Below are 17,396 nucleotides of genomic sequence, written 5' to 3'. Positions count from 1 at the left end.
CGGAATGCGGATTTAATTTTAGTGCTGGATAGAGGAGTATTGATTGAGAGGGTAACCCATCAGTAATTAATGACAAAAAGGGGACATTATTACTATTTTAATCCCCAGCAAATTAGTCCTTAATCCTGAGTCCTTAATCCTGAAAAATTACATAAATTTTAATTTATTTATTCATGAATAATCCTAAGCCCCAATAACTAGTATCAATAAATAATAAATAAAATTATGCCCAATACATTGAATGGACACTTGGACACTTGAATGGACATCCTCCAACTCAGCTACAAGACACTAATCATGATCAAGATAGTTTAAACGCCCCAAACCTAGCTAAATTTACTGATGATTGGTCTTACGCCACTAAAGAATTACTCGATAGTTGGCCTCAGGTTTGGACAAGGGGATTACTGTACTTTCTAGTAGTATTTGTTTCCATTATTTTACCCTGGTCGATGCTCTATAAGGTAGATGAAACCGGTACAGCTAGAGGACGACTTGAACCAAAGGGTAAGACTGTGAGGCTGGATGCTGCTGTAGCCGGTACCGTGGATTAAATTCAAGTTAAAGAGGGGGAAAAGGTTGAGGCTGGACAAAATTTAGTGATTTTGAAATCCGGGTTAGTCCGTACTGAATTGCAGCAAGTTAACGATAAATTAAAGGGGCAATTGAGTAGGCGATCGCAGTTATAATTACTAAAAAATCAGTTAGTGGTAGTCTTGACAACTCAGCAGCAACAAAATCAAGCCCAAGCCTTGGAAAAGCCAGCTCAAATTGACCAAGTGCGACAGACTATAATTGATCTGAGTAATTCCTATAACTTACAAAAATAATAAAAATTAGCTCAAGGAAATCAGGCCAGGCAAAATCTTGAACTTAGTAAAACAGCCTCTAAGTTACTAGAGATTCGTTTAGCTAATGCCCAGGGAGAGGTGCAACGCTATCGTAAACTTTGGCAACAAGGAGTTGTGCCAGAAATTGATGTGTTAGATAAGGATGATGTGGTACAGTAAAGGCGACGATTGTATGAACAAACTAAGTCTGATATTGAACAGGCTAAATTACGGATTATGGAAGAAAAAAGTAGTTATGAACGGACCGTCAAGCACAAGCAGATATTGAACAAGCAAAATTACGATTAAAATAACAGGATAGGAGTTATCAGAGTTTAATTCATTCCGGTAAGTTATCTGTACTAAAAATAGAAGAACAACTGAATAATATAGAGACTAAAATTACTACCCTAAATTCAGAAATTGCTCAGAGTAAGCGTCAGATTGACTCGTTGCAGCTTCAGTTAAAGCAACGAGTCTTAGACGCACCGGTAAGTGGAATGGTATAGCGCTACGCGCAAGTCAGAAGTTAGAAGTCAGAAGTCAGAAGTAAGCTTAGACTTACGTTTCAGAGTTTAGGAGCGATGCAGAGGTGCGACCCGTGGCGAATTTAATTCTTAATGCGGAAAACGCACCATTACGGTCTTGGGGAGGCAGCGCGGTCTTGGGGGTTTCCCCCACTCGCTATTGCCGTGGTTTCCCCCACTCGCTATTGCATCAAGACAATGTCAAACACCTTAATGGGTAGTGCTATATTTCAGTTACCGATTCAAAGACCTGGTGCTGTAGTGCAGCAGGGTACTATGGTAGCAGAAATTGCCCCAGAGGATTCATCATTAATTATTCGAGCCCAGATGGCAACAACTGAAAGTGGTTATTTAAAGAAAGGAATGCCAGTCAAACTGAAGTTTGATGCCTATCCGTTTCAATAGTATGGAGTGATAGCAGGAGAGTTAGTGGAAATTTCTCCAACTACCTCTGAGGTAGCAGCCTATAACATAGAAATTGCCTTAAATCAAGATTGTATTCCCACAGGTAAGGAGTGTATTGGATTCCGTCCTGGAGATACAGCAACCGCTGAGGTGATTGTACGCCAGCGTCGGATTATTGATTTTATTCTCGATCCGTTTAAGAAGTTGCAGCAAGGAGGTTTGAAATTATAGGTGATTTCCGGGATGTCATATCAGTCAATTCAGGGCATTATCAATTAGTGCGATCGCTTTTTATAGCACGGCGTGTAATAGTGTTGAAAAATTCAATTTGCAAAGCGATGCAGCACTATAAATTTCACAGTTTAAATTAGTAGGATAAACACGATGTAACCAGCTATCACGATTACCAAAGACGATATTCTTGAAGAAATCAAGCTATCTGGTAAAATTCCTGAGATTATCGAAGCAATTACTACCCGCAAGTTAATCGCAGCTGCTGCCGCTGAGGCGGGTATCAAAGTAGAGACAGAAGAACTTCAAGACGCAGCAGATAAATTCAGGATAGTTAGCCAAATCGGGAGTGCTGAGAAAACTTGGCCATGGCTGGAAAAACATGGTATGACCTTATAATAGTTTGAAGCTATGGTATACAATGGCGCTATTTATGGAAAGTTAGCTAGGCATTTATTTGCCGATAAAGTTGAACCCTATTTCTTTTAAAATCAGCTAGATTATGCTGGTGTGGTGATCTATGAGGTAATCATAGATGATCAAGATTTAGCCATGGAACTCTTTTATGGTATTCAGGAAGGAGAGATGAGTTTCTATGATGTTGCTCATCAGTATATCCAGGATAAAGAATTACGTCGCTATGGGGGATATCAAGGAGTAGTAACTCGTGAGCAGATCAAGCCGGAGATTTCTGCTGCTGTCTTTGCAGCTAAGCCACCGGAGGTTCTCAAACCCATTGTGACCTCTAAGGGAGTACACTTGATTTTGGTGGAGGAGATTATTGAACCCCAATTGGATGATAAGCTGCGCTCTCAAATCCTCTTAAATTTATTTTATGAATGGACTAAGCAACAGGTTTAGCAATTTGAAGTTACCAAAAACCTTGACTTAGGTTACCAAGCTGCCTAGGTCTTGAGTGGAAACTTATACATGCAGAATTTAGAATTTAGAATTTAGAATTTAGAATTCTAATCTTGGTCTTTAAGCTTTTGAAATTAAATGCCCTCTGATGCTGATCAGGGGGCATTTTTGATGATTTATATTTCTAAGTTAAGTTCTCTGACGCGCCTTTCATCCCACCTCAAACGGAGGATGGGGGATTTCGACTGTTATAAGAAAATGCGATCGCATTCGATATCTTCCGCTACACTAGCTAATAGATCACAAACAAACCCAATGTCTCCAAGATTTGATTAGATCATTGACCAGTGTCTCCTCCCGCCCCTCTAACTCGTCTATCCCAAGGACAGCTGAACGTATTACAAACCTGTCCCCGTAAGTTCCAACACATTTACTTTGACCAGCTGGGAACACCCGTGTCTCCCGAACAACAAGAGCGTCTTACTTGGGGAAGCCGCTTTCACCTATTAATGCAACAGCGGGAACTTGGGTTACCAGTTACATCCTTAGTAGAAGAGGATACCCAACTCGACTACTGGCTGAGTGGTTTAGTCAATGCCGCACCAGAACTTTCCAACCCAGAGCCTGAAAGCTTCCGGGAAGCGGAACATTGCCGAACCCTGTATTTCCAAGGTTATCTACTTACAGTTATCTATGACTTATTGATTGCAGGGGAAGACTCGGCTCAAATTCTTGATTGGAAGACCTATCCTCAACCTAAAAACCGGGATTGGTTAGCCCAAGACTGGCAAACACGCCTGTATCTCTACGTCCTAGCAGAAACTAGCGATTATTGGCCAGAACAAATTTCCATGAGTTACTGGTTTGTCAAATCCCAACCCTGTGCCCAGAGTCTTAAATTTACCTACAATAGCGCACAACACCAGAAAACTAGGGAGGATTTGACTCAGTTGTTGACCCAGTTGGCTGGGTGGCTACAAGGGTACCAAGATCAAGGTTTAGCTTTTCCTCAAGTAGCAGCATCCCTTGGTCGATGTGGTGATTGTACCTTTGCCGTGCGTTGTCAGCGTTACGGGAATAGGCTGAGCAACGATAGTACAGAATTACTACCCGATTTAGCTGATATCCAAGAAGTTTCCCTTTGAGCTACCACCCCTGACTGGGTTTGCTCCTAGCACCAGTAAGAGTTGACGCTTAGTCGTTAAATATTAGACAAGACTAAACAAACCGACCCAGACCTGTCTAGTTATGCATTACAGACCTCACGAATTCGCCAAAATCGCTGGTGTGACTGTCCGAACCTTACAACGGTGGGATATATCGGGAAAGTTAATAGCCGATCGGACTTTAGGGAACCATAGAGTTTACACCCAAAAACACATTAATCAACTCAAAGGCTTACTCAATGACGATATTAAAAGGTCTGTGGTTGTGTATTGTCGGGTGTCATCCCCGGCTCAAAGACCCGACCTGGAAAACCAAGTGAAAGCTATGGATACCTTATCCTCCAATTAGCTGAGTACTCCGACTGTGAGATCGTCATCACCAATAATGAATCTCTGAGTCTTCAACAGGAGATGGTCGAAGATCTGATGGCGATTATTCACTGTTTCTCTTGTCGGCTCTATGGTTTGAGGCGTTACATTCAACCCATTCAAGAAAATATTGACAAAAACCTTGACAATCCGGAAAATTGCGCTAAATTAGCATCGGAAGTACAAATAATGGTCGAAATTCCCTTGAAGTTACCGTAAGAATAAAGGAGCCTTTATAGTTGGTCGGTCATGGGTAAAAGGGTTAAAACTTATTAATTAAGGCTCCTTTATTCTAAGGTTTCGTCTCATGTATGCTATCAAACGAGAACTCAAAGTTAATCACAAGCAAGCCAATTGGCTAGCTCAGTGCGCAGGATTCTCCCGATTCGTCTACAACTACGGACTAGGGATGATGAAAGCATCATGGGAGTTTGATCATGTCAAAGCTTCCGATTCTAAACGGTTGAATGCCATTAAGAAGGTGTTCACTAATGTCACCAAGAAAAGTACTGAGTTGGCTTGGTGTAACAAGTATCCAAGTCGTATTTACCAAAATGCATTCCGGAACTTAGCTAAAGCTTTGAGTCGTTGGCGCGACCCTAAGCTTAAAGCTCAGATGCCAAAATTTAAGACAAAGCGTCATCAATGCAGTTTCACCGTTGATGACTGCAACGGTAAGCGACTGTTGTTTGCCGGGAAACAAATCAATATCCCTACCTTGGGATGGTTCAGATTAAAGGAGGGGATCCCTTACAACTGTATTTCCCAAACATTCACGATTTCCAGAGAAGTCGGGAAGTGGTTTATATCGTTCAAAATCGATGCTTGTCCCGTTCCTGCGATCAAACACACCCAGCAGAAAGTCGGAATAGACCTCGGAGTCAAGTGCTTTGCCACATTGTCTGACCGCACCCAGATTGAAACGCCCGAATCGATAAAGAAAGCGAAAACCAAGCTATCGAAGCTACAGTGGCGCAATCGCAAAAAGGTGTTAGGCAACGGTCAGACAAAGACAAAACCAAGTCAGAACGCACTGACTTACTATGGAAGACTGAGAAAGCAACACAAGCACCTTGCAAACATTAGAGAGGACTTTTTGCAAAAGGAAACCACTCGATTAGCTCAGACTTATCAAGAAATTTTGATTGAAGACTTGAACGTGTTGGGAATGTTGGCTAATCATAAACTAGCGGAGGCCATCTCCTTGTTGGGATTCTACCGATTCAGAGAGTTGCTGACTTACAAGCAAGAATTCCATGGATTCAAGCTGACCCTAGTAGATAGGTGGTTTCCATCATCAAAGACTTGCCACAAATGCGGACATAAACAGAATATGCCATTGAAGGAAAGGGTGTATATTTGTGGAGGTTGTGGAAATCTTGAAGACCGGGATCTCAACGCGGCAATCAACATAGAGCGTTGGGAAGCTCGGTAGGGGCTCTCACTGTCGATGGCAATCGATCAAACGCCTGTGGAGTGGAAGAAGCCGACTTCCCACGTAGAAGAAAACGAAGCAGGAATTGAACTTCAGACCGAATGTCTAGGTTTGTGTAAGATTCATGATGCAGTTAAGCAGAGATCCCCGGGGGAACCTCTGCTGTAGCTAGTGCGCTAACCAGCCCATAGGCTACAAAGTCTGGTCGAACAAAATTTTACCAGACTCAGTGCCGCTGGCTTCTTTGGGTTTCATAGGGTTATAATAACACAAAATCTCTAAATAACACAAAAAACTTAAAATACCTATTGAATAGTTTAACCCTTAGTAGGATAATTGGGATGTCAAAGTTGTCAAAAGATGTGTCAGAAGAAAAACAAGTTAGCTACAAACTATTTTTGCCTGAATCCTTACGGGCAAAATTCAAATCTATGTGCGCTCTCAAAGGAGTCACCATGAATCATATCTTATTGGAGTTGATCGAAGAATGGATAGAGGAAAATAAAGCTGCTTCATCCCCTAAGCAGAAGAAGAGTTAATCGGCTGATATAGGTTGAACAGTGCTGAATGCGGAATGGTAAGTGCTAAATGCTGAGTTATCAGTAACCAGCTCATAGTCTAGTAAGCATTCAGCTATCAGCTCTCAGCTATCAGCTAATGCGCTACAGATGGTGCTACTTAATGTGCTATAGCGCTACGCGCAAGGCAATAGGCATGCTAGCAATAGCTGATTATAATAGCTTTTGCTGCTTTTATAAATGTCAAACACCTTAATGCGTAGTGCTATAGCAGTCGCCAGGGTAATTAGGACATGACAAAAGTCTCAAACTACAGTTTGGCTTGAGTTTAACTTCTGACTTCTGACTTCTGACAAATGACTTCTGCTATATATCAGCTATCAGCTCTCAGCTTTTGAATAAGCGATCCAGTGGCCTCACGGGGGTTTCCCCCACTCGCGCTTGGGATCAAGACAACAAGTAAGCATTGGTTTAATCTCTGTTACGTCGGCTGACGGCTGACGGCTGACGGCTGACGGCTGACGGCTGACGGCTGACGGCTGACGGCTGAGGGCTGAGGGTCACACCCTAAGCATTCAGCTCTCAGCCTATGGGCATAGGGCATATGGTTACATGACTAATTAATGCGATCGCTAATGAAAGACAATGATAAATTATTTGAGCAACTGAAAGATCAAGCCATTGATTCAGACCATGAGCAAGGTTTGATAGCCCTTGGTGAGGAATTGCTCAAAGAGTTTGATAGCGGTTCATCACAAGGGGTCACTGATATGGCTCGTTATCGGTTGGAAAAACATCGAAGTGCTTACAAAAAAGCCTACAAAAAACTGATGGCTACCATTGGTCTATGAGCAAGAGAGTCTGATGAGGAACAGTGTCTATGGAAAACTATCGACTGGTATCAGTCAAGATCAAGGGGTTTAGAGGCTTTCCTGAACAAGCGGGAGAACGGGAATTTCGCTTTGATCAAGCCTGCACATTAATTGTAGGAGCTCAGGGGGGAGGTAAAAGTAGTACCCTGAATGCGATTGAGTGGTGTCTATTTGGCAAAGATGTCGCTAATAAAAGTGCTACTAAAATTGAAGAGCGCAAGAATTGGTTAGTTAAAAACCAATCGTCAAGGGAGACTAGTGTAGAAGTTATCTTTGAAGGGAATGAGGAAATACTAAAGGTATATCGGAGTGACCGCAAACGTCGTGGTAATCCCAAGTTTTACTATCAGATTAATAATGGCTCGTATCAGGAAGATGAAACTGACTTGCGGGTGCTACTGGGTCTAGAATTGTCTGACTACATGAGTTGTGTCTACCTACATCAAGAAACTATCAGTGCGCTACTGATTCAGGAACCAAAAGAGCGCAAAAATGCTCTGGATCGCCTCATGGGTTTGACGGATTGGCGCAATCTATTGGATGGAATTAAGCGAGCTAAAGCCCAGGAAGAGTTTAAGAAAATTGATCAAGAGTTTGGTCAGATTATCAGCAAAATTGAAACGGCAAAAGCGATTAAGGAAAATGACTTAGGTCTAGCAGAAGAAGAAGCCATTTTTCATGATATTCCGCTCAGCCAATTATCCCTAAATGGAGCAAAAGCTATTTGCCAAGGGGTTGAAAATGCAGTTGAGAATTTTGCCAAAGACTATGGATTGCTGGTGCCCTCTTTACCAAAATACCAAACTACTGATGATTTGGAAGGATTTGTAGATGGTGGTAAGGAGGCGATTAAGCAATTACGTAATGCTCAGCCCGACTGGGAACGGCAGAAAGAATTGCTGAATCAGCAAAGTGAATTAAATCGTTTGAAAGCTAATGTTGAGACCAAGGTTATGGAACTCAACCAAAAAGAAAACGAGATTCACCAACTGGAAGCTCAATACGGCATGCTACCAGAAATTTTGGCAAAAAAAAATCAAATTGAACAAGAAGAGTTACCGGCTAAGCAAGGGAGTCTAAATACTATCAACAATCGTGCCGGTATCATTATCCAAACCCTAAAATTTCTGAAGTCAGTACAAGAAGATCAAGCCCAAGATTGTCCCGTTTGCTCTACACCAATTAATCCAGTTCAGTTGCGTCAGGAATTAGAATCCTGGCAGCAAGACATGAAGTTACAGCTAAAACCGATTCAGAAGGAGATTCGGGAATTAGAAACAGCAGTAGAGGAGTTACAGAGACTGATTAAAACCTTGGAGCGGTTGCAACGGGAACGATTAGATAAGGATAAGGGATTACAACAAGCAAAAAATGCGATCGCAGTAGCTTTAGAAACAGAAATTAATGACTCTGTTAACGCTCTTGCTCTGCTCAATCAAGCCATTACTGAAGTAGATCAAGAATTAGCCAGGATTCGCACCGCAGTTGAGCAAAGTAATCAGCGTATCGATAGCATTGATCAAGACTTAGAAAACATTAAACGGATTATTACTGTCCTACGTTATCGCCAAGAGGTAGATAATTTGTTTTCGATTCAAGATTGCCCTGAATATAAAGAAGTTGAAGCAGCAAAAGCTGACTTGGAAGCATTCTGTGACCGATTGTTAACTATTGGTGAAGCTGTACAGGAAGTGCTAGGAAACTCAGCTAAAGAGAAAATCGATACTACCAGAGCAGCAATTTCTAGTATATATCGTCAGCTAGCCCATCGTAGTGACTTTCCAGATATTGAGATTGACCCAGACAAATATGAAGTGATGGCGGTGGGATATGGAGAGTCAGAAGTTGCCTTACGACTGTTGAACAAGGGTGATATTAATTGTGCTGCTTTGAGTATATTTCTAGCCCTAGCAACTTCAGAGCAATTAACTCATAATATCGGCTTCATGGTGCTAGATGACCCGTCGCAAAATCTAGACCCAGTCCATAAAGAACGGTTGGCTGAGGTGTTGGATCAGGTATTGGAGAAAAAGCAATTGATTATTGCCACCTCAGAAGATGATTTCGTCGAGCAGCTGAGTTTCAAGCTAACTAAGCCCAACAAACTATACCGATTGGGACAGTGGACACCAACTCGTGGACCAACTATCGAGGGTAATGGGTAATAGAATTTAGAATTTAGAATTTAGAATTTAGAATTTAGAATATGGATGCATCAACATTCAACCATTTAACCACCATTCAACAACACCTAAATAGTCGCTCTAGAAAAGATAATGGGTTTGGCAAAACTTGCCAGATTTTCCTAGCGATTACCTTCTGTCGCTTGGGTTTTCAGGTAGAAAACTATTCCTCTCAAGGTGTAGATATCGATAGTTGGAATCACCCCTACTTTCCTAATCTTTCCATTGAAGTAAAGACCACCACCAAGCATACGGTGACACTAGGACAGAAGGATGTGGATGGCTTGAAGAAAAAAGCGAGAGAAGGATATGAACCTATCTTTGCGGTTTTGAGATTAGAGTTATTGTCAAATTGGATTATCGCTAAAGCCAAGGGAATTAAGGCAGGTAATCATCCTGTAGGGAGACTACAAACCTCAGTAAGGGCAATTCCAGAACTGCAAGATCAGGTGAATCAGGAATTCCCTAGGGTTGTCAATGACTATGGCGCTATAGTATCAAGTATTCCAGCTGAGGAAGTTCTCACTGATTTGGATAAGTATTTGGATAGGGAGAGACAAAAAGTATTACCAAAAGAAAGTGTTATGGGACTGCGGGCAAGGTATAGGTTTTAGGGTTAGGGTATACTTTCTCCCCTAAGCATTCAGCTGATAGCTGACCACTTAGGGCTGAATGCTTAGGGGTGTAGCACACAATAGCCTTCAACCTTTCTAAACTTCAATTAGACTCACTGATCAACAACTGAGCAGGCAATCGCTGAAAGGAAAGCCGTTCATTGTTCACATCCACAAAGATAGTGTCCCCATCATTAAATTCACTCCTGAGAATTCCCTTAGCAATAGGAGTTTCCAACTCCCGCTGAATAGCTCGCTTCAGGGGTCGTGCTCCAAACACCGGGTCGTACCCTAATTCTGCCAAAAAGTCAAGAGCTGCATCGGAAAGTTTCAGAGACATCTTGCGCTCTACTAACCGTTGCTCTAAGCGCAGGGTTTGCAGCTGGACAATATTGCGCAACTGATGTTTTTGCAAGGTATGGAAAATAATCACCTCATCAATCCGATTGAGGAATTCAGGGCGGAAACTAGAGCGCATTGCTTCCATGACCCGACTCCGCATTTCTTCATACTTGGAGTCATCCCCAGCTACATCCAGAATATACTGGGAGCCAATATTGCTAGTCATGATAATAACGCTATTCTTGAAATCTACGGTATGCCCTTGAGCATCAGTCACTCGACCATCATCAAGGATTTGCAGCATGACATTAAAGACATCCGGGTGTGCTTTTTCGATTTCGTCAAATAGAATTACGGCATAGGGACGTCTACGGATAGCTTCGGTTAACTGACCTCCTTCTTCGTAACCCACATAGCCTGGAGGAGCACCAATCAGTCGGGAAACGGTATGCTTTTCCATATACTCAGACATATCGATTCGCACCATAGCCTCTTCGGTGTCAAACAGATAGGCTGCTAAGGCTTTTGCCAATTCTGTCTTACCCACACCGGTAGGACCGAGGAAAATAAAGCTAGCGGTGGGACGATTGGGGTCAGCTAATCCCGCACGCGATCGCTGAATAGCATCGGCAACAGCAGTAACGGCTTCCTCTTGACCAATCACCCGCTTGTGTAGTTCTTCTTCCAGGTGCAGTAGCTTCTCTTTCTGAGACTCAACCAGCTTACTAATGGGAATTCCAGTCCACTTAGAGATAATTTCCGCAATGTCAGCTTCTGTAACTTCTTCCCGCAGCAGGGATTTACTACTGGTTTGGTTCTCGGCTAGCTGTTGCTCAACGGCTGCCAGGGATTTTTGCAACTCGGCTAACTTGCCGTATTTTAACTTAGCGGCTCGGTTGAGGTCATAATCCCGTTCTGCCTGTTGAATTTCTACGTTAACTCGATCAATCTCTTCCTTAATCCCCTGAATCCGGTCAATCACATCTTTTTCTGATTGCCACTGGGCATTCAAAGTACGCTGTTCTTCTTTAAGATCAGCCAGTTCTTTTTCGAGTCTTTCCAGCCTTTCGATGGAGGCGAGATCAGTTTCTTTTTGTAAAGACAACCGTTCCATTTCCAGCTGGATAATTTTGCGGTCAATTTCATCGAGTTCTTCTGGCTTGGAAGTAATTTCCATTTTTAGCCGTGCTGCCGCTTCATCCATTAAGTCAATGGCTTTGTCTGGTAAAAAGCGATCGCTAATATACCGAGTAGACAAAGTAGCTGCTGCCACTAAAGCACTATCGGCAATTTTTACCCCATGGTGAACTTCATACCGTTCTTTAAGACCTCGTAGAATCGAGATAGTATCAGCTACACTAGGCTGGTCAACATAGACCTGCTGGAAGCGTCTTTCGAGTGCTGCATCTTTTTCAATGTACTTGCGGTACTCATCGAGAGTAGTAGCACCGATACAGCGCAATTCACCCCGTGATAACATTGGTTTGAGCAAATTTCCCGCATCCATTGCTCCTTGAGAAGCACCAGCACCGACAACGGTATGGATTTCATCAATGAACAGGATAATTTTGCCTTGGGAATCGGTCACTTCTTTTAGTACCGCTTTCAGGCGTTCTTCAAACTCTCCCCGAAACTTAGCCCCAGCAATCAATGCGCCCATATCCAGAGCAATCAATTGTCGGTCTTTGAGGGATTGAGGCACATCACCGGCTATAATCCGTTGTGCCAAGCCTTCAGCAATAGCAGTTTTCCCAACACCAGGTTCCCCCATCAGCACTGGGTTATTTTTAGTACGGCGCGAGAGAATTTGAATCGTGCGCCGAATTTCATCATCTCGCCCAATAACTGGGTCAAGCTTTCCCTCCCGCGCCGCCTCTGTCAGATCACGTCCATATTTTTCCAGTGCTTGGTATTTGCCCTCTGGATTTTGGTCGGTCACTTTCTGATTCCCTCGAATGTCAGCAATGGTAAGTTTAAGCCTATTTTCATCTAGTTTAAACTTCTGGAATAATGACTTACCAAAGCGGTCATCTTTCAGATAAGCCAGGATCAGATGCTCAATGGAGATATAATCGTCTTGGTATTCTTTACGATAGGACTCTGCTCGGTCTAGCAAGCTATTCATGCTGCGTCCTAGGTAAACGGAGTCGCTATTACCAGAAACCTGAGGTTGTTTTTTGATAAAAGATTCCGTTGCTTCCCTTACCCCTGGCACAGACACTTCCGCTTTGTTAAGAATACTGGTAGCGAGTCCATCTTGATCCAGCATCGCCTTCATCAAGTGTTCGGTTTCGATTTGTTGTTGGCGTGCGGCTTTAGCAACATCTTGGGTGTGTGCGATCGCTTCCCAGGCTTTTTCGGTAAACTGGTTAGGGTTACTTGGTTGCATCTCTAATCACTCTTTCCTCTAACTGTTCACAATTCTAAAAAAGCCAGTGCGATCCCATAGATCGGTCTTCACGTCTTCTTTTTGGGATATTGCCGTCCTCAAAGCCAGGTAAGCTGGTTTTCATTTAAATTCTATCGTTCTGACAGCAGGGGAGCAGGAGAGCAGGGGAGAGGGTTTGACGGTTTTTTTTCAAAGCGATGCAGAGGTGCGACCCGTGGCGAATTTAATTCTTAATGCGGAAAGCGCACCTAAGCGGTCTTGGGGGAAACCCCCACTCGCGCTTTGCATCAAGAGACTGAATAATAACCAATTTAAATGCGCAACAGCTTAATAACCCAAGTTGCTAGTTACAACATGCTGTTTCCAATGTGTAATAACAGATAAAAATCGATAATTGCTGCTATGAATTATAGATAGTTAATGGTTTTAATTTCGGCGTTGGTTAATCATTCCCTTAAGCAGGTAAACAAAATTAATTACACATTTTAAAAAAACTCAAAGCTTTACAATGTAATGGTTACAGAGTTTGGTAGTAAGCAATTAATTCTGTGTAGGTGCTTATTAAGCAAGGCCAAAAATTTAGGTGCCTTTGCCCTGGGTGCCCCCGTTATTGTATTATTATTTACAGCATATTGCTAAATTATTTTATTTGAGATGTTTCTACGTCATTATGTCTCCAAGACAATCCTTTTTCCCATTCTCTACGCTATCTACGTCAGCTGCTTCTACATATTTTCCGCTGTACAACTTCTCCTCTTAGTGTCTTTGTTACCGATTCTTACACTCCTGTCGCAACGTCAGATCAAGGAGAAGCAGCAAGAGCATACTCTCCACGTTGCTATTATTGGTACAGGGGTACGCGGCCTTTGCTCAGCGGTCTGGCTAAAGAGACAAGGTGTTGAGGTCACGATATTCGAATCAGGAGACGACATTGGGGGAACCTGGAGCACCTTCGCCTACGATAGTTCAACACTCCAAATGCCTTCCATCGCTTATACGTTTCACCACTCGAACCAGTGGCCGCAGCCCAGAGCTTCCGCAGGAGATATTGTAAAAAATCTGCGTCATATGTGTGAGAAGGAGGAGCTGACAAACCGAATCCGACTGGGTGACCGTGTCGAGTCTATCTTTCGTGACAAGAACCGGAAGTTCTCGATTAACCACCATGCCGGGGAGCAGTTCGATGGAGTCTTGATATGCACAGGTCATCTCTCTGAGCGGATGGACATGATGTCCCCAGGCATAGAAACATTTGCTGGAGAGGTTGTCTACCCTTATGAGTACGAACCATCGCAAATCCATAGGCCAGGTTCCAAGACCCTTATTGTTGGAGGGGGCGCATCTGCCATGGAGCACATTAAATATGCTTTGGATTCAGGTTGTCAGGCTATCTACTGGGCAGTGCGACGACCAAAGATCCTTCAGGTGGATGATGTAAAGAGAAGTTTACCACTCCAAGACTTGATCGAATTTTCGCCAATGTGGATGACTCTGATTCCACAGCTCATCCAGTGGATTGAGTGGCCTTTTCTATATCGGCCCATCTATGCTGCACACAATATGGACAATCTTTTCCCTTCGATTTGGGAACGACCGGCTATCCCGCAGTTCAACATTTATCAAGAAATTCAGCAAGGCCGAGTGGTGCCCATCCGTGGAAAGATCACAGGTCTGAGAAACCACACAGTAGAGATTACCACTGCCGAGGGGTGCCAGACTTTGGAGGCCGACACGATCGTGAGTTGTACAGGTTTTAGCTATAAAGTACCTTCTTTCTTTCAGGAAGAATACCAAGATGACGGAACGATGTTGCTTGCCGACTGTCCAGCAAATGTCACCTTTACAAGCTATGGATTGGGTAATTCCACGATGCATGCCAAGCTCTTGTACATGCACTTGGTTGACCCAAACACACGCCCCAAAGTAGAAGAGAACTGTGGTCCTAACCTTCTAGTCCCACGTAACTGCTGGCAAAAGGATAAGAAAAGACTCCTTCACCTCAGTTTCTACTTTGTGCGTTATCTAATCAGTCAGCGGTCTCGGTTCAAATGGCTGGTGTTCTTTCTGTCCCAGTCCTATCCATCTCTTAGCAAAGTGAGTTGTATCCCAAGGATTTCACGTCTGTGGGCTCCAGTGTTTGCCCCCTTTGGTCTATAAATAGCCGGGTTTAGTTGGATTAAGTACAATCAATCGACCCGCATTGTTTCTTGGCTTAATGTAGAGCTATTGCCACTCTAGAATACAGCAGTCGCTGAGGCCCCAGTTTTTGTGACAAAGCCCAAATTTTGGTTAATGAAGAAATCCTCTACATTCCCTTTAGTGCGAATTATCCCCATTATTCCATCCTCATAGGCAACTTCTGCAGGATAATTATGTAGGGCAAAGTTGGTGAGGCTGTAATTAAACCCATAGGACCCACAATTATAGATAACCAAACGATCGCCAATTGCGATCTCTTCTGGAACACTAACGTCCTCAACCAGAATATCTAAAGGTGCTGGCAACTTCCCTGCTAAAGTTGCTTTCTGGGTGTTATTACCATTTCTTCCCAAGACTTCCATATATTTATTAGCTGATTTCATGGACAGTCTTAAAAGTTGATGAACTCCTCCATCTAAAATGATAAATTTTTTACCCTGGGATTGCTTGATGTCAACAACCTCTGTAATATAACATCCTGATTCTCCAACTAAATAACGTCCGATTTCGACAATGCACTGATAGGGATAACGATTATTCCCAAAAAGCTGCTGCAATTCCTGACCAAAAGATTCAATATCAAATTCGTCATCAACAGGGTTGAATGGGATGCCAATTCCTCCTCCAAAGTCCAGCAGGGAGATGGGATAACCTTGATCATTGAGGCGGTTAGCAATGTTTATAGTATTGCTCCAGGAAGCTAGTAATTGCGTATAGTTTAGAACATTGCTTTCTGTAAAGATATGAATTCCTTTTAAGCTGAGATTGGGTAAGGAATCTATCGTTGCAATTCCTTCAGTAGCGCTTGCTTCATCTATGCCAAATTTGCTGGCGCTACTAGCAACTGTCTGAACTAGCGTAGAAGACTCTCCACCCTGCCCCTTACTGCTTCCAAAATTACTCCTTTGTTGCTGAACCTCACAACTTTGATCAGTTCTATATGACGGGTTGATACGGACCAGAACATTTTGCTTCTTACTATACCTCTCAGCCAAGTCATTCAGGCGCTGGGCTTCGTTGACTGACTCGAGGGCAATTAGACCAATCCCTGCCTCTAAAGAGGCAGCTAATTCTGCATTGGTTTTTCCTGGCCCTGTAAACACAAGCTGATCGGCTCGAAAGCCTGCTTTGAGTGCTGCCGTAAATTCCCCAACTGAACTGATATCTGCCCCGGCTGCCAATTGAGCTAATTTCTGGCAAATGGACAAACTGCTGTTGGCTTTGAGAGCATAGAAAATTCTAAAATTGCTAGGTAAGTGTTGCTGAAGTTTCGTGTATTGACGGCCAATTTTATCAAGATTGTATAGGTATAAAGGCGTCCCATATTGTTCTGCTGCAATTTGTATTTCCTGCTCAGATAAGAGAATCCGGCGCATATAATTCCCACAAACTAAAATTAACTGACTCTCATTATAAATAAACTCTGGTTCCAAGCAAGTTTGTGTGAGAGACGTAAAATCAAAGCAAGCATCGTAAGAGGTCAGAGGTTATGGCCAAGCGCAGGCAACGAGGCAAATGTACACTCTACAGATAGAAGGAGCAAAAGATGAGTAAGCAAGTCCTGGTGATTGTTCATGCAGCTAACACCAGTACTGGTAAGGTAGGGCAAGCATTGCAGCGACGTGGCTTCATGTTTGATCGTAGATGTCCCGTGGAGGGAGATACACTTCCCACCGACATGAGGGGCTACGCAGCCTGCATCATCTTCGGTGGTCCCCAGAGCGCGAATGATGACCACAACCCAGGGATTCACTCGGAGCTGGAATGGCTGGAGCGCAGTGTCCTTCCACAACAGACCCCAACGCTTGGAATCTGCCTTGGGGCTCAGCTATTAGCTCGTGTGATGGGTGGCAGGGTTGGCCCTCATCCAGATGGCCTAGTGGAGATCGGGTACTTTCAGATCCACCCATCTGAATATGGACAGACCTTCCTTGAAGAACCCCTCTGGGTCTACCAGTGGCATGCAGAAACCTTCGAAATACCTTGTTCTGCAGTGCATCTTGCATCCAGTGAGCGGTTCCCGAACCAGGCCTTTTGCTTTGGCAATTCTATTTACGGTCTTCAGTTCCATCCTGAGATGACCGATACCACTATTACGCGATGGTGCCGTTCCACAGCTGGTTCTCGGCAGCTCTCCCAACCTGGCACCCAGAAACTTACCGAGCAGCTTACTGGGTACCGGGCACATGCCCCAACATCCCATTGCTGGCTAGAGCGTTTTATTAACCACTTTCTAAATAACTCTAGTCACGGTTAACAGAGGAGGAAAGTGCTGATAGGAGACTGATTGTTTCCATAACTCATTACCAAGGGATTATCTCCATTTTATTCAATCCAACAAAGCCTCAGCATGATGGCTGATATGGTCTTTTATAAAGGTGGCGATAAAATAGTAACCATGGTTATAGCCGACCTGGAGACGGAAAGTCAGGGGCTGATCTGCTTTTTCACAAGC

At 43.4% G+C, this 17,396-nt stretch carries 17 protein-coding genes and 2 pseudogenes; 16 read left to right on the top strand and 3 right to left on the bottom strand.

Annotated elements, in window-relative coordinates:
* The first annotated feature begins 257 nt into the window (after positions 1-257).
* The 11 genes and pseudogenes from F6K37_RS06990 to F6K37_RS06940 all read left to right on the top strand — a co-directional run bounded on the left by F6K37_RS06990 (position 258) and on the right by F6K37_RS06940 (position 6,363).
* Positions 258-554, top strand: coding sequence for a hypothetical protein (locus tag F6K37_RS06990; RefSeq protein WP_287249136.1), 297 nt, complete (start codon positions 258-260; stop codon positions 552-554).
* A gap of 877 nt (positions 555-1,431) precedes the next feature.
* Positions 1,432-1,578 carry a hypothetical protein gene (locus tag F6K37_RS06985; protein WP_207554292.1) on the top strand — a complete coding sequence of 49 codons (147 nt, stop codon included), beginning with the start codon at positions 1,432-1,434 and terminating at the stop codon, positions 1,576-1,578.
* 4 nt (positions 1,579-1,582) lie between these two features.
* Positions 1,583-1,759: pseudogene (locus F6K37_RS06980) on the top strand (HlyD family secretion protein); the annotation flags it as partial.
* 27 nt (positions 1,760-1,786) lie between these two features.
* On the top strand, positions 1,787-1,993 hold the full coding sequence (locus F6K37_RS06975; RefSeq protein WP_287249133.1) for a hypothetical protein: 207 nt from the start codon (positions 1,787-1,789) through the stop codon (positions 1,991-1,993).
* Positions 1,994-2,158: 165 nt separating this feature from the next.
* Positions 2,159-2,854 (top strand): annotated as a pseudogene (locus F6K37_RS45410) (peptidylprolyl isomerase).
* 347 nt (positions 2,855-3,201) lie between these two features.
* The gene (locus F6K37_RS06965; protein WP_008182085.1) at positions 3,202-3,999 is read left to right on the top strand and encodes a PD-(D/E)XK nuclease family protein; all 798 of its coding nucleotides are present in this window, start codon (positions 3,202-3,204) and stop codon (positions 3,997-3,999) included.
* Positions 4,000-4,102: 103 nt separating this feature from the next.
* The gene (locus F6K37_RS06960; RefSeq protein WP_008182083.1) at positions 4,103-4,369 is read left to right on the top strand and encodes a MerR family transcriptional regulator; all 267 of its coding nucleotides are present in this window, start codon (positions 4,103-4,105) and stop codon (positions 4,367-4,369) included.
* A gap of 62 nt (positions 4,370-4,431) precedes the next feature.
* Positions 4,432-4,608: a hypothetical protein gene (locus tag F6K37_RS06955; RefSeq protein WP_008182081.1), complete on the top strand. Its 177-nt coding sequence runs from the start codon at positions 4,432-4,434 to the stop codon at positions 4,606-4,608.
* A gap of 88 nt (positions 4,609-4,696) precedes the next feature.
* Complete coding sequence (locus tag F6K37_RS06950; protein WP_008182078.1) at positions 4,697-5,824, top strand: RNA-guided endonuclease InsQ/TnpB family protein; 1,128 nt, start codon at positions 4,697-4,699, stop codon at positions 5,822-5,824.
* Positions 5,825-5,839: 15 nt separating this feature from the next.
* On the top strand, positions 5,840-5,992 hold the full coding sequence (locus F6K37_RS06945) for a hypothetical protein (RefSeq protein ID WP_008182075.1): 153 nt from the start codon (positions 5,840-5,842) through the stop codon (positions 5,990-5,992).
* Between the two features lie 173 nt (positions 5,993-6,165).
* The gene (locus F6K37_RS06940) at positions 6,166-6,363 is read left to right on the top strand and encodes a hypothetical protein (protein ID WP_008182073.1); all 198 of its coding nucleotides are present in this window, start codon (positions 6,166-6,168) and stop codon (positions 6,361-6,363) included.
* Between the two features lie 460 nt (positions 6,364-6,823).
* On the opposite strand, the gene F6K37_RS06935 is transcribed toward F6K37_RS06940, so the two are convergent.
* Complete coding sequence (locus F6K37_RS06935) at positions 6,824-6,946, bottom strand: hypothetical protein (RefSeq protein ID WP_267872010.1); 123 nt, start codon at positions 6,944-6,946, stop codon at positions 6,824-6,826.
* Between the two features lie 31 nt (positions 6,947-6,977).
* Between F6K37_RS06935 and F6K37_RS06930 the strand changes: the two genes are divergently transcribed.
* From F6K37_RS06930 to F6K37_RS06920, 3 genes are read left to right on the top strand one after another with little or no spacing between them, the layout of a single operon-like run.
* Complete coding sequence (locus tag F6K37_RS06930; protein ID WP_008182070.1) at positions 6,978-7,193, top strand: hypothetical protein; 216 nt, start codon at positions 6,978-6,980, stop codon at positions 7,191-7,193.
* A 29-nt stretch (positions 7,194-7,222) separates the two neighbouring features.
* Positions 7,223-9,379, top strand: coding sequence for an AAA family ATPase (locus tag F6K37_RS06925; RefSeq protein ID WP_287249123.1), 2,157 nt, complete (start codon positions 7,223-7,225; stop codon positions 9,377-9,379).
* Between the two features lie 41 nt (positions 9,380-9,420).
* Complete coding sequence (locus F6K37_RS06920) at positions 9,421-10,011, top strand: hypothetical protein (RefSeq protein WP_287249121.1); 591 nt, start codon at positions 9,421-9,423, stop codon at positions 10,009-10,011.
* Positions 10,012-10,114: 103 nt separating this feature from the next.
* On the opposite strand, the gene clpB is transcribed toward F6K37_RS06920, so the two are convergent.
* Entirely contained in the window at positions 10,115-12,742 is a 2,628-nt protein-coding gene (gene clpB / locus F6K37_RS06915; RefSeq protein ID WP_287249119.1) for an ATP-dependent chaperone ClpB, read from the bottom strand.
* A gap of 654 nt (positions 12,743-13,396) precedes the next feature.
* On the opposite strand from clpB, the gene F6K37_RS06910 reads away from it, so the two are divergent.
* Positions 13,397-14,899, top strand: coding sequence for an FAD-dependent oxidoreductase (locus tag F6K37_RS06910; RefSeq protein ID WP_287249117.1), 1,503 nt, complete (start codon positions 13,397-13,399; stop codon positions 14,897-14,899).
* A gap of 77 nt (positions 14,900-14,976) precedes the next feature.
* Here the strand turns inward: F6K37_RS06910 and F6K37_RS06905 are convergent, their stop codons facing one another.
* On the bottom strand, positions 14,977-16,374 hold the full coding sequence (locus F6K37_RS06905) for an alanine racemase (protein WP_287249115.1): 1,398 nt from the start codon (positions 16,372-16,374) through the stop codon (positions 14,977-14,979).
* Between the two features lie 113 nt (positions 16,375-16,487).
* On the opposite strand from F6K37_RS06905, the gene F6K37_RS06900 reads away from it, so the two are divergent.
* Positions 16,488-17,198: a glutamine amidotransferase-related protein gene (locus F6K37_RS06900; RefSeq protein ID WP_353837856.1), complete on the top strand. Its 711-nt coding sequence runs from the start codon at positions 16,488-16,490 to the stop codon at positions 17,196-17,198.
* Positions 17,199-17,396: the final 198 nt, after the last annotated feature.

The organism is Moorena sp. SIO4E2 (genome assembly GCF_010671945.1).
In the GTDB taxonomy this organism is placed as follows: Bacteria; Cyanobacteriota; Cyanobacteriia; order Cyanobacteriales; family Coleofasciculaceae; genus Moorena; species Moorena producens.
This window is presented reverse-complemented; position numbering and strand designations above follow the sequence as displayed.

Coding starts and splice junctions, on each gene's coding strand:
- F6K37_RS06960 (WP_008182083.1), top strand. CDS start 4,103: ATGCATTACAGACCTCACGAATTCGCCAAAATCGCTGGTGTGACTGTC.
- F6K37_RS06900 (WP_353837856.1), top strand. CDS start 16,488: ATGAGTAAGCAAGTCCTGGTGATTGTTCATGCAGCTAACACCAGTACT.
- F6K37_RS06955 (WP_008182081.1), top strand. CDS start 4,432: ATGGTCGAAGATCTGATGGCGATTATTCACTGTTTCTCTTGTCGGCTC.
- clpB (WP_287249119.1), bottom strand. CDS start 12,742: ATGCAACCAAGTAACCCTAACCAGTTTACCGAAAAAGCCTGGGAAGCG.
- F6K37_RS06950 (WP_008182078.1), top strand. CDS start 4,697: ATGTATGCTATCAAACGAGAACTCAAAGTTAATCACAAGCAAGCCAAT.
- F6K37_RS06940 (WP_008182073.1), top strand. CDS start 6,166: ATGTCAAAGTTGTCAAAAGATGTGTCAGAAGAAAAACAAGTTAGCTAC.
- F6K37_RS06920 (WP_287249121.1), top strand. CDS start 9,421: ATGGATGCATCAACATTCAACCATTTAACCACCATTCAACAACACCTA.
- F6K37_RS06935 (WP_267872010.1), bottom strand. CDS start 6,946: ATGCCCTATGCCCATAGGCTGAGAGCTGAATGCTTAGGGTGTGACCCT.
- F6K37_RS06910 (WP_287249117.1), top strand. CDS start 13,397: ATGTTTCTACGTCATTATGTCTCCAAGACAATCCTTTTTCCCATTCTC.
- F6K37_RS06925 (WP_287249123.1), top strand. CDS start 7,223: ATGGAAAACTATCGACTGGTATCAGTCAAGATCAAGGGGTTTAGAGGC.
- F6K37_RS06945 (WP_008182075.1), top strand. CDS start 5,840: ATGGCAATCGATCAAACGCCTGTGGAGTGGAAGAAGCCGACTTCCCAC.
- F6K37_RS06930 (WP_008182070.1), top strand. CDS start 6,978: ATGAAAGACAATGATAAATTATTTGAGCAACTGAAAGATCAAGCCATT.